We start from the raw sequence: 17,873 nt of genomic DNA on the forward strand, positions 1-17,873 counted from the left end.
ATCAGTTCCTTGAAACAAAAGTCTACAGTGGGTAACATAATAAAGTTGCTTTGGGTCATAAAATGAAATCTCCTTTCCTGTGCAGAAAACGAATGTTACACATGTAAGGAGTTCTTCTGATTTACTATTATCATATCATGAAATACAGATATGTAAAAGACAGGAATCCCTTCAAAATGTAGTGCAGTGATCGTATTTGTTTTCTGCGGTTCTAATAAGTAATTAATTGGGTAAAACGGCGAATTGCCGATCGAAAAATGAAAGGTGAATACCTTTCGAAGTTTCTTGGTCAGAGTATATCATGAGATAAGGGAAAGGACAATTAGGCAATATGACGAAATTGGAGTTAGATTTTTCCCATTACTGTTAAGCGCGTGAAAATAATTTAATGGACCAGCTATCCTCTTACCAAGGGCAGAGGACAACTGGCAACTATAAATTACTACGATATCCGAAGCATGATAATCTGATGATCAAATGTCTTTTGATTTCGAAGACGTTTGCGTTTGAAAATGATAGAGACTACTCTAATATTTGCCTCACTTTGTTTATACTGATATTACAGAGAACAGCAATTTCTTCGGGAGACTTGCCCTGCATGTATAGTTTGAAAACCTGACGGGCCTCTTGGACTCCTAACTCTTTTCCTAACTCTTTGCCCTTTCGTATTCCAATCTTTTCACCAGCCTTGCGTCCAATCTCTTCGCCGGCCTTGCGTCCAATTTCCTCCCCAGCCTTGCGTCCCATCTCTTCTCCGGCTTTAAGTCCCCTCTTTTCAGCGCTGCTGATCTGGGTATTATAATCATTCAATGCCTTTTCTCTGGCTTCATATTCCAGCCGTTTCTTCTCGTCAGCACTTAGATTGAGCAATGTATTGTAAGCTTCATCGAGATATTCGTTTGTTTTAGCCATATTCTGAAATTCCTCCTTGCTTTTGCTACTGAAGAACTTCATCCATGCAAGAACATCTTCTCCGGTCTTAACCTCAGGAGGCAGTTTTTTCAGCTCCAGTATCTGAAGTTCCATTTTATCGGAATACAGTTGTGATGTCTGATCATCCCGAAAGTGAATTCTGCGGTAACACTTGTTGTCATTGGGAAAATGGATGAAGTCTAAAATACTTACATGGATACACTTCTGCAGCTTTTCATAGGACTCACCTTTACGGATCTGGCTGTCGAACATCTTACTAAGGTAGAACAAGGCGCGTTCATCCCAGTATTCAAAGTATTTGACCTGCATTTCCATGTTCATCTGCGTCCCGTCTCTTAGCAGTACCCGTACATCCATAATTCCCAGCTTGTCATCGGCCGAGTCTCTCGAAAGCAACGTGGGTAAGAGGACTGTGTCTTCGACGTCTTCTGGGGGAAGATTGAGAAGGGCTGAAATAAAGCCTTTCCTGACTTTGGGGTTCTGCATCAGTTCCTTGAAACAAAAGTCTACAGTGGGTAACATAATAAAGTTGCTTTGGGTCATAAAATGAAATCTCCTTTCCTGTGCAGAAAACGAATGGTACACATGTAAGGAGTTCTTCTGATATACTATTATCATATCACGAAATACCGATATGTAAAAGACAGGTATCCCTTCAAAATGTAGTGTACTGGTTTATTTTCTGCGGTTCTAATAGGTAATTAATTGGGTAAATCGACGAACTGCCGATTGAAAAATGAAAGGTGAATACCTTTCGAAGTTTCTGATGAGAGTATAGCATGGGATAAGGAAAAGAGCAATTAGGCAATATGACGAAATAGGAGTCCTAAAATTATGCCAGATTTTCTTGTACATTGTTATTAGGCATTTTATGTCAATCCTTATGTCAAGCAAACCGAACCATCTATCTTTGTGGCATAAAACAAAAGATCAGCAGTTTTGCTTTTCATTTAAGGAAAACAGATGCGGCTGTCAGCCTTGTGACCGTTGGAAGCCGCCAATATTATGTTTACCATTATGAAGGTGCGATTATCTTTACAGATGTTCAGACGATTCCTTTAAGAGAAACAATAATTATGTTCTATATTACGAATGAGACATTAAGCATTATTGAAAATGCCGCTTATTTTATACCAATACCAAAAAAATTGAAAAACTTATTGCTGCATATTTAGAAAAAAAGTAGAATAAAAGAAAACCATACATATAATTACCAGTTAAATTGTTATATTATCAACTCATAGAAGGGAAGGTGAAAACATTGTGTTAAAAAAATCTAAAAGGAAATATGTTGTTATAATACTTTTATCCATTTTATTATTAGTTTTGATATTATTTATATCTGCTCAAAAAACAATGAATTTGTCATATAGGGATCAAAGTGCTGCGACATTCAGGGTCAGGTCAATAGATACGGTAGATTTAGGTAAAAAGTTCAATTTATCCAATTACTATATTACAAATAAAGTAAACATTTTTAATCACTATTATATAGATAGTAATGCAGATTTTTGGGGATATGGCTACAATCAGTATGGGCAGTTGGGAAATGGAATTAACGATGATTTAGATATTTTTTATTCTGTCCCAGTAAAAATTGCCTCTGATGTTGTATCTATGGACTGTTCTGAGAATGGTTATTTTTGCATCTATCTTACTACTGATGGAGAATTATATGGAATGGGGTTAAATATGCTAGGATTGCTTGGGCAGGAGTATAGTGATAATATTTCATATACTATAGAAGACTATGTAAAAGTAGAATCTCCAGTTTTGCTGATGTCTGATGTTTCTTACGCCAGGGCTGGAAGGGAAGCAATAGTTGCGTTAAAAGAGGATGGGACTGTATGGTGGTGGGGACAGTATCGAAGCACATATAGTACGCAGAAACTGAATAAGTATGAAGATTACAAACACTATGCAGATGATGAATTGTCTTGGAAAGTTCAGGAAGACGATAAAAATCCAAAAAAAATGTTATTTCATTCACCCAAAAAAATATTAGAAGATTGTAAATATGTGACAACAGGAAATACAACAGGGGCAGCTATCAGTACAGCTAACGAGTTGTATACTTGGGGATTAAATATCTTTGGAGAGTGTGGAACAACAGTATCAAAAGACGATTATTTGAGACAGCCACAAAAAGTTCTGGACAATGTTAAAATGGTGTGGCCGGAACAAATAACTTTTAATAGCGAAGAGGATGAAATCCCTGATAGGGCACAGAGCGAAACAACATACATTTTTAATACGTTTGCATTACTCAATGATGGAACAATCATGGCAGTCGGCAGAGGACTTGGTGATAAGGAGAAAACAATCGCCATAACAGGAGATTTGGAGTTTGAAACAACGCATACTTATTCAGACATCTTTGTTCCTGTTGCTTTAGCTGAGTATTCTGAACCGGAGACCCGAAGGGTACTCGAGAAATTAAAATGGAGAATGAGTGTTAAAGAGGTAGAATATATCCTGAATAAAAATGGGATTCCATACTCGTGGATTCCGTTTGATAATAAATATTCTATAGAAATTGATTCATCTCAATATTTTTTGGCTTTTAACCAGAATAAAAAATTAACTGAAATATATTTGCAAGTTGGAGGAAGTCGAAATGAAACGTTCACTTTTGGAATGTCAATAGAGGAAATAGAAGAAAAAGCAGGTTGTGATTTAATAGCTAAAGATAATAATGTATATATATGTCAGGAACCAATTGATGGGGTATATTATGGTTTTGTAATTTATAATGATAAATTAAATGGTGTTTATGAATCTGAAACATTTCTGGAATAAAAATTAGTAAGTCAGAATTTTCACCATTTTTAGATTCCTAAAAGAGGGCTGTCGTGTTAGCGATGGCCCTCTTTGGGGAATAAGCAGCTTATCTTCCTGCTATACATAGTATGAACCTCATTTATCTGTCAAAAAATCTCCTCATCTCCATTCACATCTGCCGTTTATCAGTAAAACGGGTCATTTATCAGAAGTCGATCAAATTTCATTAAACATTATTTATAGTAGATTCAAGGCTACTATTCACGGCCAGAGGCCATGCATAGTAACGGCATCTGGTATCATTTTAAGTCGCCTAAAGGCGAGGGGGCTATGCGCCAGTGGCGCATGTTCAGCACGGACCGCAGCGAAGCGTAGATCAGATGCCCGAGGCCATCACTTTATTGGCTCGGATGCCGTGCAGCGCGGTGCACGGCCCCGTGAATAGTAATGATTCAAGGTTACCGTAACACATGCCCTTCGGGCATAGAAAAGCAGAGGTAAGAAAAGTTATGAAGATGTTAAAGAGCATAATAGCGGGGGTGATTGTAATGAGTATTGCAGCAGTGGATCTGACAGCGTGTGTTCCAAAGAGGAAGGAGCAGGAAGCACAGGCAGTTCAAATGCTGAATGAGAAGTACCATGAAGAGTTTGAAATCGAAAAGTATCTGGGGCAGGAAAGCATGAGTGATTATTATGAAGTGCTGGCATTTTCCACCGAACACCCGGATATCTTGTTTGAGGCAAAGGCGGCGGTTGACGGTTCTTTTATTACAGACGAATATGTGGCGTCGAGGGTGTGCCGTGCGGCGGAAGAGCAGATAGAAAGGAATCTGGGCGGCCTTACAGGGTACCTTCAGGTAAAGGTACAGGCGGTTAGTAAATCCATTGATTCGGTTCAGGCAGACATGAGTATGCAGGATTTTATGTCCATAAAAACAAAGAACCGTTTCGCAGTGTACCTTATTTACTATCCGGCAGAAAAAAATATAGCGCAGGCTTATCAGGCACTTGCAAATACATTTGCCGGACTGGAATGTATGAGCGGAAATTTAAAGCTCTATATAACCAACGAAAAGGTGCTAAAACAAGTACAAACTTATCTGACGGAAACCGCAAAAGTGGATTATGAATTTGACGAGGTACTGGAACATACGGAGCCTGTCACACTGCCTTTTGAAAACGGGGTGATTCAGGTGAGTGAAACACAGTTTCGTGAAATGGCAGGTGATTGGTTATGAGTTACCGGGATATTCAGATGATTATAGCATCGCAGATTGCATACATAGATTTTGACCGCGATGCAGTGGATTCCGGACAGTATACGGTAAGGGAACTGCTGGATATGGAGCTGGAGGCGGCGGAAGGGGACAGGAAAGATACGATCCAGAAGCTTCTTGACAGGATAAACGAAAACCCGGTCAGTCAGGAGTGTGGAAACTGGAAGATTCGGGATATACGGGATAACCAAAGCAGCAGTGGTATGTATGCCTGCCTGCTGGACAGTGGGGACGGCGATGCACTGGTTGCCTTCAGGGGAAGTGAGTCTGAAAGCTGGGATGACATCCAGAAGGACTGGATTCAGTCGGATATCGGACTGGCAAATAGTATACTGACGCCACAGCAGGCAACGGCACAAAAGTATATGGAGGATATTTACAGGAAGTACGGCGGTCAGTATGACAATTTTGGACTGACAGGCCATTCACTGGGAGGAAATCTGGCAGAACATGCAGCGATCACGGCGCCGGACGGGATGAGGAATAAAATCAGCCAGTGTGTAAATCTGGACGGCCCTGGTTTTTCAAAGCAGTATTTAATTGCACACGCGAATGATATTGGGAAGTCAAAGGGGATAATCACTCACTATCAGTGGAGCTGGTGCGGCGGCCTTCTCAACCGGGTTCCGGGATCTGATTTCCGGACAATAGAGGCGGATACACCGAAAGGCAAGGGGCTGTTGGAGTCCATGCTCTGGCGTCATGACACATACAATGTTGTGAAATTTGATGAAAATGGAAATGCCGTATCTGGGAAAAAAGACTGGTTTGCCTCTTTGGCAGCCCCGTTGTCAGAGGCACTCGACTATTCCCTATTTTTGATTACGGGTGGAGCAGCCGCTGTTTTATTCAATACAATTGACGCCATCAAAGATGGATTTGAAAACCTGTGGAAGCAGTGGACAGATATCCTTTCTTCAGGAGGCTGTCAGGCACAGTTCGAGGTGAATATATATGCAGTGGACCGGGAGATCGAAGAACTGGCAGAAATCAGTTCCGGTTTAAAAGAGATCAAAGAGGGAGTGGAAAAGATCCAGAGAGAGCTGGCTTTTGATTCCATTGCGGCCGGATATGTAAAGTTAAAGCTGTGGGGGTTAACAAACAGTATTGAACAGGATGCACGGAAAATGGATATTTACTGCCAGACCGGAAGGGATTGTACACAGTGTTACCGGTCTTATGAAGTTAAAATTGTGGATAATTATACCTAAAAATGGAAAATATGTGAAAAAAGTGTGTCCACAAAAGCTGCCACATATTGTAACTTGTGGTTGGCAAATATACGATAAGCATAATCATATCATATCGGGAGATTCACCATAAGATAAGGAATGGTTCATTAAGAATGGGAGATTTCCCAAAAACCATGTAGGAGGGCTAGTTTATGAAAACATTAAGAGAAAAGGCAAGACGGATTTTAACATTAGCAGTTGCACTGTGCATGATGCTGATGATGACACTTCCGGTAATGGCAGAGGATGAAACGAATAATCTGACTGCGACGGATGATCCGAGGGACAGTATCATGCTAATGACACTCGGAATCGAGGATGATAACGGAACTTACCATCCATATAAGGGCGGAACATGTTTCCTGATTAATGATGAATATGTACTGACAAATAAGCATGTTGTTACAGTATTTGATCAGGACGAACTCAATGATCTCAGGGAAATAAGCGGTATTCCTGATATGCAGGCAACTGACAGCCATATCAAATTATATCTTTATGTAAACCGTGATATGAAGGTCGCTGCAACTATGCATGACAGTGTAAACAGTTCCGATATGGATTTCGCGGCTGTAAAGCTTGCGGAAAAGATTTATGACAGAAAGCCGGTTGCACTTGGAGACAGTGATGCTATACAGACTAAAGATACTGTTTATGCAATGGGATTTCCGGCAGACTCAGTCAGCACAAAAAATTACAATACAAAAGATGATGTTTCAACAGTTGAAGGAGCGATATCCAAACTGACGGTTACAGGCAATGTGGATATTATTGAACATACAGCGCCGCTGAACCTTGGAAATTCCGGAGGCCCTCTCTTAGATAAAGATGATAATGTAGTCGGCCTCAATACATTTATTGCAGGAAAGAAAAATTATTCCATTCAGATTAATTACATAAAAAAGGGGCTGGATACATTCGGAATACCTTATGTAACGGGTCAGCAAGGTCCAGTAGAACCGATAGATCCAGTAGATCCGGTGGATCCAGCAGAGATAACCGATAAGCCCGACAACACTGCCATCCTGAATGAACTCCAATCAGTAGTGGATGAGGCGAAAGCTACAGACACAGAGAACTGTACAGAAGAATCTGTAAAAGCCCTCAACGACAGTATTGGGGCAGCTGAGGCAGTATTGGCAAACGATTCCGCAGAGGCAGCTGCAATTCAGGGCGCAACAGATGACCTGAACGATGCAATTACGAATCTTGAGGAAAAATCAGGTCCGAACATGATGATGATTATCTTCATTGTTGCCGCAGTCGTATTACTGGTTGTTATTATCATTGTGGCAGTCGTGATGTCAGGCAAAAAGAAGAAGTCTTCACAGGTTCCGAACCCGGGACCGGCATCTGGGCCAAGGCCGAATCCAGGACCGATTCCTTCAAATATGAACGGCAATGACGGATATGGTGCAGTAGACAGTTTTGCGAAGCCCGGCCCTTCACCACAGCCTCAGACAATGCCGGAAGGGGCAGGGGAAACGACGCTGCTCGACGCAGGGGCAGGAGAGACAACACTGCTGAGCAATGCCGGCAGTGCATATCTGATCCGCAAAAAGAACGGAGAGAAGATTGCAGTCAATGTACAGAACTTTAAGCTCGGAAAAGAAAGAAGAAAGGTGAATTACTGTATATCAGATAATACTTCTGTAAGCCGTGTTCATTGTGAGATAGTGAAAAAAGGCGCCGATTATTATGTAACCGACCAGGGTGCTACAAACTTTACATTTGTAAACGGGATTCAATTGAGCCCTCATAAGGAAACCTTATTATCTGATCAGTCTGTTTTAAAATTATCAGATGAAGAATTTGAATTTCATTTATCATAGGCAAAATAAGAGTAAAGCAGAAGGTACCTGTTCAAGCTTATGAACAGATACGGCAGGAGACTTTAGATGGGGTTTTTAAGTATTGCACACAGCGATGTAGGAATAAAAAAAGATACCAATCAAGATTCTGTCTTAATCAAGCAGGCATCTACAGATTACGGGGAGGTACTTCTCTCCGTCATCTGTGATGGAATGGGCGGCCTTGCAAAGGGTGAGGTCGCCAGTGCTGCTCTGATTAGGGCATTTTCTGAGTGGTTTGAAAAAGAGCTGCCTTTTATTTTATATGAAGAAAGGCAGGCAAAGGAAATTAATTACAATTCTCTGCAAAAGAGCTGGAATGAACTGATCGATCAGGTAAACCACAGGATTGCAGATTATGGCGCCGGATTTCATGCGCCGTGCGGGACGACACTGGTGGCCCTGCTGCTGATAGACCATCAGTATTATATTGTCAATGTGGGAGATTCACGGACTTATATTTTGAATGAAAGCCTGCACCAGATTACCAGGGACCAGACATATGTCCAGCAGGAAATGGACGAGGGGCGCATGACACCGGAGGAGGCGAGGAACCATCCTCAGAGGAATGTGCTGCTGCAGTGTGTGGGAGCCAGCCAGGTTGTGATTCCCGATTTTTATCAGGGAGAGTATCAGAAGGACGAAGTTTTCATCCTCTGTTCTGACGGATTCCGCCATCTCATTACAGATGAAGAATTTGTAAAAATATTAAACCCGCGGTTACTTACGGATGAAAAATCGATGCGGGATGCTGCAATCTACTGTACAGAACTGAATAAGCAGAGAAAAGAAAGCGATAACATTTCCGTAGTAATTATAAAAACGGATTAGAGGAATGAGAGATGCTTGAGATAGGCTCCATCGTAGATGGAAAATACAAAATATTAAATAAGATCGGCCAGGGTGGAATGAGCATTGTCTACCTTGCCATGAATGAGCGGGCGAACAAACCCTGGGCGATCAAAGAGATACGAAAAGACGGAGTATCAAATTACGAGGTAGTTAAACAGAATTTGATTGCCGAGACGGATATTTTAAAGAGACTGAACCATCCGAACCTGCCCAGTATCATCGACGTGATTGACTGTGAGGATACATTCCTGATTGTCATGGATTACATAGAAGGGAAGCCTCTGAGTGAAGCCCTGAACAGGGAAGGGGCGCAGCCGCAGGAAAAAGTCATCGAGTGGGCAAAACAGATCTGTGATGTTCTGGGATATCTGCACTCCAGAGTCCCGCCGATCATATACAGGGACATGAAGCCGTCGAACGTAATGCTGAAGCCGGACGGGAATATCATGATTATTGATTTTGGTACCGCAAGAGAATATAAATCAGCCAGTCTTGCGGATACAACCTGTCTCGGAACACAGGGGTACGCGGCCCCGGAGCAGTTCGGTGGGCAGGGGCAGACAGATGCGAGGACGGATATCTATTGTCTGGGGGCGACATTGTACCACCTGATAACAGGACATAACCCGTGCATGCCGCCCTACGAAATGTATCCGATCCGCCAGTGGAACCCGAATCTTTCATCCGGGCTGGAAGAGATTATTCTGAAGTGTACGCAGAAAAATCCGAATGACCGTTACCAGTCCTGTGCCGAGCTGATGTACGCTCTGGAACATTATGGGGAACTGGACCATGAATATAAAGTAAAACAGAACCGGAAATGGCGGACGTTTCTGGCTACTTCTATACTGACCGTCGTATCCCTTGCTGTATGCGTGGGATTCAAAGTGGCAGAAACATCAACGACGAAGAGCAGTTATACCCAGTATTTAAAAAATGCGGTGTCTGCCGGAACGATAGAGGAACGGATTGAAAATTATAAAAGTGCGATTTATCTGAATCCGGGGGAGGCTCAGGGGTATATAGATCTGCTGAACAAAGCATTTCTGGACGACGATAATTTTACACAGGATGAGGCCGCAAAAATGACAGAAATCCTTGGGTATAAAGGAAGCGGAAACCGGACATGTGAAAGTTATCTGGAAGCGGATAAGGAAGCGTATGACGATTTTGCCTTCCAGATGGGCCTTGCCTATTATTACTATTATGAGGGAAGCGGAAACCAGCAGATGTCTCAGGCATGGTTTGATATCGCTTCAGCCAGCGATACACTCGATAGTAATAAGGTTGAGCGTGCAAAAAGGCTCGGAAGGATTGCAGGGTACTATGCCAATCTGCACAGCAGCAACAAAGCCGGGGACAGTACAACGACTTATAAAGATTACTGGAAAGATTTAACGGAGCTTGTCAGCGGGAACCTTGTTGAAATGGATAATGTGAAGACTGCCCTTGTTATGTACAACGAAGTGGTTTATCAGATCGGGCAGAATCCATTGAGCTTCAAGGCCGCGGGTGTTACCAGCGAGGAACTTACAGCACAGTTGGACAAAACACAGTCCAGACTGGAGACAGATATTATCGTTCTGAATGAAAGTGACCGGACAGATATCGAAAATCTGAAGGAAAAAATACTGGGAAATATTGACTGGGCAAGAACACAGGTGAACATTGCGTACACAGACCGGGGGACGGATATAAATAGTAAAACAGGAGGGACAAAGGATGCAGGAACTGGAGAAAATGATTAATATTTACCATACCGGGTTTACTGTATGTCTGATCCTTGCCTGCATTTTTTTCGCAGTATCATGTGTCCTGTTTTTCAGGTTCAATATCCGTGGAATCATAGACATGAAGACGGGACGCGGGGCAAAAAAGACCATTCAAAAGATGGAAGAGATCAATGCAAAGACAGGAAAACTCAGACAGGACATGGTTTCGCACACACCGTCGTCATTGAGTCCTGAAGAGAGAATAAGCTATCCGGTGACTGCCCCGAATCTGAATGTTCAGGCAGAAGCAAGGGCGCAAGGCAGCACAGGGGTGCATCCGGAGTCAGTTCATGTGGGAGTGCAGTCAGGGCAGATTACGGAACCTCTGGGAGGGGACGGATCTCAGGAGACCACTCTTCTGTATCAGTCAGAAGAGACGACTGTACTGTCACAGAATTTACAGGCGCAGGCGGCAGAGCCGGAGGTTACATTGCCGGGGCCGTTCAAAATCATAAAAGAAACCATGTGGGTACACACGGACGTGGTCTTATAGCAGATAAAGGAGTTGGATAAGGATGAGGACAGCAAGCATAAAAAAACATTTTTTGCTAATTCTGGCGGCATTTATCATATCTGCCTGTATGGTGATACTAGTTCCGTTTTCAGCAGGTGATGAAGGGAACTTAAGTCCGATTGGCTATGTAGCCGGAATTTTATTCTGGGCAGGCCTGATAGCTGGAGTGACAGGTTATCTGTTTTTATATAAAAAGGGAAAAACACTGATAACAGAGAATATTCACGAAAAGAAGATTCCGTCTGCACTTAGGTTTTTCAGTAACCCGCCGGCGGCGGTTATGGATACTGTAATGATCCTGTCAATAGCAGGAACGGTATACTGTGCACTCCATGTAACCATAAGCCAGTATATTGCAGTGTTTTTTCTGCTGATGACACTGGCCGGAGTGTATGCACACTTTTTATTAAACGGGAAAATCTATCAATATATATGGAACTGTAAAAAAGGGCATCAAAGCATGAAACACGATGAGAGAAAGGGATAAGGACATGAAAAGTAAAGGAAAAGAATTAAAAGAAAGGGTCTGTGCGCTGCTGTTGGCAGTTTTGCTGGCATTCTCCGGAATTCTGCCGGAAGCGGTTGTTACTGTACGTGCGGAAGACGCTGCTACGGTAGATGTCGAATTTATCGTAAAAGATACGGAAAAAAACAGCATAACGGAACCTTATATTCTGGTATATAAGACCGGAGATGAGGGGAATGGGCAGACCGTACAACCCAATGATAAACAGGAGTATATCATTGGACTTGAGGCTGGGGAGGAATATTCCTACAAGATTACAAAGAGTGGATATGAGGAATATCTGGGGACAATCACCCCGGACGAAAACAATCAGGATGCAAATCTGGTGTCTGCTGAGCTGACTTTTTCAGCCATACAGGTGAGCCAGACGAACATTGAAATGGATGCAGACGGTACCGCTTCATTTGCGGTAGAGAATGTAGTAGAGAGAGCAGAATATTCTGCGGAGCCAGCAGATCCCACAATCGCATCAGTCACGAAGACGGGCGAAGGAAGCTTCACAATCAAAGCACATAAAGCGGGACAAACGGATATTACCGTTTCCAACAATAAAGGAAGTGGAAACGCCACCGTTTCAGTACAGGTTAACAAAATAGATATTGGAGATATCTCCATCAAAGTACTGCCGGAGGAACGTGAGAATCAGACAACAATAACATGCTCTTTAGAGGGAGCTAACCTGGGAAATGCGAATGGTGAAATTGTATTTGAGATTACAAAAAACAGTGCACAAGTATTTGCTCAGACCGTAACACTCCCGTCTAATAGCGTAGAGTATACCGTGAATACTGATGAATATTTAGGCGGAACATATACAGTCAGTGCAGAATTCCGTAACAGTGATAAGTATCAGGATAAAACAGTGGATCAGGTCATCGGAACATTTACGAAGAATGTGCCGCTTAAATTAATGAAAACAGAGAAAACAGTCACATTCGGGGACCCGGGCGGGAAGGAATTTACGGTTCCGGTTGATCCAGATACGGTAAAGGAAAGAACTCTTACTTATGAATCCAGCAATACGGACCTTGTATCAGTAGGCAGTGACGGCAAGGTTACTGTAAACCATGCAACTGCCGGAGAAACAGACAAGTGTGTGGTGATTAAGGTAACAGCTGCGGCACAGAATGATTACGTGGCCACAACCCCATTGGAATATAAGGTTATCGTAAAACAAAGCGAAATTACTTCTCTGAATCAATTCGACAATTGGACAAAAAGTATCGAGCGTATTTACAGTGAAGATACAGCTCTTAAAATCGAAGGTTCGTTAACAAAAAACAATAACTATAAAGTGGTACTCGACGCAAATCTGGAGGAAGCGGATGCTGGCGAAAACAAAGACTACTCTGTAGATGCTTCAAAATCTTATGACATTAAGGATGCGGCAGGACACGCCGACTATATACTAACAAAAGGATTTACAGACACGGACTCTGTAATGACTCAAGTGACAATTAAGAAACGTCCTGTTTATCTGACATTAGACAACAAGGATATAGCTGTCCAGTATGGAAGAAGCTATGATGATTTAAAGCAGGAGATTGAAAGCAAAGACGGGTTCGTTAAACTGGTTGGAAATAACGGTAAGATTGATGGAGACTCAGGATATATCGGTACAGACAAGCCAGAAAAACTTCCCAATATTACCTTCAGGGCTCCTTTCAACAGCAGTGATTTAAATGTAGGAGAAATCAGAAAAAGCATCATTGTCCCGGCTCTTTTGGATGATGCATTAAAAGGGAATCCGGGAAAAAATTATGAGTATCAGATAGAGGAAAAGGAACAGAACCTTGCTAATCTGAAGGTGGAAGCACAGAAGATCAGCGATGGAGATATCCTAAAATATATTGATGTGACATCGAGTGATTCACGGATCGATGTGAGAAGAGACAGCAGCGGAAACCCGAAAGAAATCTGGGTATCCAAAGACGCAGTTTTAAAGCTGGGTGTAAAATCGGAATATCAGGATTATTATAAGACGGTTATGGTCCAGTATGGTGAAAACGGAGTCAGGACTAATGCTTCGGATGATGGCATAACCTTCACACAACATGCAGATGAAGTACAGTACATTAACTTACAGGACGGCTCCATATGGCTGCAGAAGGGGCCGGATGATTCTGTGACACGCACGTATAGTACATCCGGTACAAATAATGAGGAGAAAGCCAACCGGTTTGACATCGTACGTGTGGATAATCAGTCTCCGGTCGTTGAGTTTACTGGCCTTAGAAATGCGGGCGTTGTAAAAAAGGCTCTTTCTGCCATTACATTTGGTAAATTCGACAACAAGACTTATGTGGAAACGATAGACATTTCTGAAAAAGATGATTCCGGAGAGGGCAGCGGAGTAAAGGAATGGAAGTACTACATCTGGAAAGCAGGCAAAGATATCACGGACGATGACCTGACAGAAGCAGCAGTTAAGGAAAAGATCAGTAGCCTGACAAGCGCTGACTGGGTGACGGGAAGCGGGAATACCATTGCGGTAGGGAGCGGCAGTTCAAAAGAAGAAATAGAAAATAATTATATCGTTTTTGTAAGAACATGTGACAATGTGAGCAACATGGACGTCTATGTATCAAACGGAATGGTCATTGAACAGGAACTTCCGGTGATCAGCCTTGAGATGGAGGAAAAGGCATATTATGACGGTGATGTTCCCTATGATCTGACGGTTACTGATAAGGGAGATTTCCTGTCAGGCCTGGGGCAGATTAAGGTAACAGTTACCTGTGACGGCAAGCAGGTTGCAGGCGGGAAGAACGGTGCAGTCTATCAGAATTCCTATACCATTGATCTGAAAAAGGATAAATATTCTATTCAGGATTTGAAAGATCTTTCGGTGATGTCACTCAAAGGAATGATTACGTCCGATAAGAATAACAGTAATCATGTTTCCATGAGGATAGAAGTTTATGATAATGCATCAAAAGGTGATCCATCTAAAGATGCAGACCCTGTTGTAGATTGTGTAAAGGATATTAAGATCGATACAGTAAATCCTGAAATTAAGGTCACATATAACAAAGAAGATGCAGAAAATGAAAAATATTATCCAATCGGAAAAGACAGCCTCATGACCATTACGTATACCGAGCGGAACATTGAAAAAGATCCGGCTAAAGACGGACTTACATTTGATGTTGTGAAAGATGGTAATCAGTTTACATGTACACTGGATGAATTAGAGGCGCTGGGAATCGAATGGGTTGACCGGAAAATTGAGGATACGCAGGAAGGAACCGAGGATAAGGACTTCACCGACAAAAGAGTCTGCAAGCTTCAGTTAAGGTTTGCCGAAGACGGTGACTACACGATTACCCCACATTGTAAAGACAGGGCGGGCAGGACAGAAGATTCCGCTGCAGTGACAGAGTTTACGATTGACCACACGGCGCCTGTTATCGATGTAATTTATACGGCAGGCGGCACAGGATTTACTACATCAGATAGGGATGGTACGGAGAATAGAACTTATAAAAACCAGACTGTGAATGCAAAGATAACAATCACAGAAAAGAACTTCTGGATGGGCGGAAAAACATTTTCAACAGATCCAGAACAGATCGATTTTTCAGTGACTAAAGGGACAGAGGCCCCAGATGGAATACTGGATTATCAGAAGCTTGCAGAGACCGGCGGTAACTGGTCCTACAATGTAATTACGGCAGAGACGAATCTTACCTTTGAAAAGGATGCCAACTATACCTTCGGTTTTACTTACAGGGACCTTGCGGGAAATGAGGCTGTATATGCACCCCATTACCTGACTGTAGACAAGACGCTGCCAAACGGTACGATCTCTATTGATAAGCAGAGTTTCTGGGATATTGTATGGAATGTCATTACGTTTAATATTTTTAAAAACAGTGCATATCAAGTGGAACTGACTTCAGATGATGTTACAGCAGGTGTGAAGTCCACAGCATATTATAAGACCGCAGAACCGATCTCACAGGCAGAGGTTGAGGGCCTTGCAGATGAGAAGTGGATCAATAGTATGGAATTCATGGTTGAGCCGAATGAACAGTATGTTGTATACGAAAGGATCATTGACAGGGCAGGCAATGTCAGATTCATATATCCGACGAACGGTGCAGTTGCAGACGATGTGAAGCCATTAATCAATATTCAGAATTTGAGTACACCGTATAAGGATGATGTATTTGGCGGTGATGTGACGCTGCATGTAGATGTGTCTGATCCGACAGAAAACGGCACATATTCAGGTTTGGAAAAAGTCTGGTACACAGTCAATGCAACAGGAAATGTTACGGAGAGCATAACGAGTACCCTGCTTGACAACAGTCAGGACAGAAGACAGGGAAATCAGGAATGGAGTGGTAATATTACGATTCCGGCCAGCCAGTTTAACAGTAATGATGTACGTGTACAGGTTCATGCACTTGACTTCTCAGGAAACGAGTATCAGAGTGAAGTGATTCCGTTAAAGATTGATATTACGGTACCGACGATTGTAGTAAAATACGATCTGGAGAATCCATCCAATGGAAAATACTACAATGCGGTAAGAACAGCCACCGTCACTGTAACCGAAAGAAACTTTGATGAGTCTGCCGTACAGTTTGATATAACCAACACAGACGGGGTGCAGCCGTCTATCAGCGGGTGGAGCAGAAGTGCGGATGCAGGGGTATCTGACTACGCGACCAATACATGTACTGTGACATTTGCTGCGGACGGTGACTACACATTGACCTTAAACTGTACAGACCTTGCCGGAAAGCGTTCAAATTACACACAGGTCGACGAGTTCACCATCGACCAGACCGCCCCGACAATCAGTGTGGCATACGACAACAACAGTGCGGCCAATGGAACCTACTACGACAAGCCGCGTACCGCTACGATCACGGTGAATGAGCACAACTTCAACGGTTCCGAGGTACAGGCAGCAATCTTGGCAAGTCTTCAGTCACAGGGTATCAGTACACCGGGAGTGAACGGATGGTCAACGAGCGGCGACAGCCATACGGCAACGATAAATTTCGCTGCGGACGGAGATTATTCCTTCACCATCAACTATACAGACCTTGCAGGAAACCCGGCAACGGCTTACACGCAGGATAAGTTTACGGTTGACCAGACGAAGCCAGAGATCGAAATCTTTGATATTAAGGATAAGTCTGCAAACAACGGCGTGGTAGCGCCGGGTGTGAAATACAGTGATGTAAATTACGATGCATCCGCGGTTAAGCTTACGATCAAAGGACCAAAGCATTCCGAGCGTACAGTCAGCGGAACGCGCTCCTCGATCCCGAACGGCGAGAGTATTAAGATGGCAGACTTCGAGCGTAAGGAGTCAGTGGATGATGTATATACACTGACCGCGCAGGTGACGGATATGGCCGGAAATACAGATGAAAAATCAGTCATGTTCTCAGTAAACCGTTTTGGATCCAACTTTATCTTCGGCGATGCTACAAAAGCATTTCTGGATCAGTACTACTCCAACCAGGAGCAGGATCTGATTGTTACGGAGATCAATGTAGATACACTGGTCCACAATGGAATCTCCTACGGACTGGACGGGGAACTGGTAAATCTTGAAAAAGGTAAAGATTATACTGTGAAGGAAAGCGGAAACGAGGCATCATGGAAGAGCTACCAGTACACAATGAAAGCTTCCAACTTCGAACGGGAAGGTCTCTATAATATTACAATTGATTCGAAGGACCGTGCGAATAATGAAGTAAATAATAAAGTAAAAGAGTCAGATATTGAGTTTGTAATTGATAAGACAAAACCAACGGTAGTTATTACCGGAGTAGAGAATGACGGTCAGTACAGGACGAACAGCCGTGACATTACGATCACTGTTGCCGATAATGTGGCAATGGACAGCCTGAAAGTAGATGTGGACGGAAAAGAGAATACCTCAAAGAGCTACAATGCGAAAGAAATCCTGAAGCAGAAGGGCGAGATTCCGTTCTCACTGACAGATTCCAGTAACTGGCAGGAGATCAGGGCATTAGCCACAGACGCGGCAGGCAATACAGCCGAGACCTCTGAAATCCGCGTGCTGATTACAGCAAACCTTCTGGTACAGTTCTACAGAAACACACCATTAGTAGTGGGCTCATCTGTCGGACTGGCAGCCCTTGTGGCC

The 17,873-nt window shown here is 42.9% G+C and carries 10 protein-coding genes and 1 pseudogene; 10 read left to right on the top strand and 1 reads right to left on the bottom strand.

Features of this window, described 5'->3' with window-relative positions:
* Positions 1–522: 522 nt before the first annotated feature.
* Entirely contained in the window at positions 523–1,476 is a 954-nt protein-coding gene (locus A8806_RS19040; protein WP_109732758.1) for an Rpn family recombination-promoting nuclease/putative transposase, read from the bottom strand.
* A 437-nt stretch (positions 1,477–1,913) separates the two neighbouring features.
* On the opposite strand from A8806_RS19040, the gene A8806_RS26670 reads away from it, so the two are divergent.
* From A8806_RS26670 to A8806_RS27145, 10 genes and pseudogenes are all read left to right on the top strand, one after another.
* Positions 1,914–2,108 (top strand): phage holin family protein, encoded by a 195-nt coding sequence (locus A8806_RS26670; protein ID WP_242996197.1) that lies wholly within the window; start codon positions 1,914–1,916, stop codon positions 2,106–2,108.
* Positions 2,109–2,196: 88 nt separating this feature from the next.
* On the top strand, positions 2,197–3,732 hold the full coding sequence (locus A8806_RS19050) for an RCC1 domain-containing protein (RefSeq protein WP_109732759.1): 1,536 nt from the start codon (positions 2,197–2,199) through the stop codon (positions 3,730–3,732).
* Between the two features lie 491 nt (positions 3,733–4,223).
* A complete protein-coding gene (locus A8806_RS19055; protein WP_146203314.1) occupies positions 4,224–4,952 on the top strand; it encodes a hypothetical protein in 729 nt (242 codons plus the stop codon).
* Entirely contained in the window at positions 4,949–6,202 is a 1,254-nt protein-coding gene (locus A8806_RS19060) for an Mbeg1-like protein (RefSeq protein WP_109732761.1), read from the top strand. The genes A8806_RS19055 and A8806_RS19060 overlap by 4 nt, the downstream gene beginning before the upstream one ends.
* Positions 6,203–6,375: 173 nt before the next feature.
* On the top strand, positions 6,376–8,055 hold the full coding sequence (locus A8806_RS19065) for a trypsin-like peptidase domain-containing protein (protein ID WP_242996188.1): 1,680 nt from the start codon (positions 6,376–6,378) through the stop codon (positions 8,053–8,055).
* Positions 8,056–8,121: 66 nt separating this feature from the next.
* Entirely contained in the window at positions 8,122–8,904 is a 783-nt protein-coding gene (locus A8806_RS19070) for a PP2C family protein-serine/threonine phosphatase (protein ID WP_109732762.1), read from the top strand.
* A gap of 11 nt (positions 8,905–8,915) precedes the next feature.
* Entirely contained in the window at positions 8,916–10,673 is a 1,758-nt protein-coding gene (locus tag A8806_RS19075) for a serine/threonine-protein kinase (RefSeq protein ID WP_109732763.1), read from the top strand.
* A complete protein-coding gene (locus A8806_RS19080; RefSeq protein WP_109732764.1) occupies positions 10,648–11,190 on the top strand; it encodes a hypothetical protein in 543 nt (180 codons plus the stop codon). Before A8806_RS19075 ends, A8806_RS19080 begins: the two co-directional genes overlap by 26 nt.
* A 22-nt stretch (positions 11,191–11,212) precedes the next feature.
* Complete coding sequence (locus A8806_RS19085; RefSeq protein WP_109732765.1) at positions 11,213–11,698, top strand: hypothetical protein; 486 nt, start codon at positions 11,213–11,215, stop codon at positions 11,696–11,698.
* 4,054 nt (positions 11,699–15,752) lie between these two features.
* Positions 15,753–17,135: pseudogene (locus A8806_RS27145) on the top strand (Ig-like domain-containing protein); the annotation flags it as partial.
* Positions 17,136–17,873 lie beyond the last annotated feature (738 nt).

This window comes from Faecalicatena orotica, assembly GCF_003149245.1.
GTDB lineage: Bacteria > Bacillota > Clostridia > Lachnospirales > Lachnospiraceae > Faecalicatena_A > Faecalicatena_A orotica.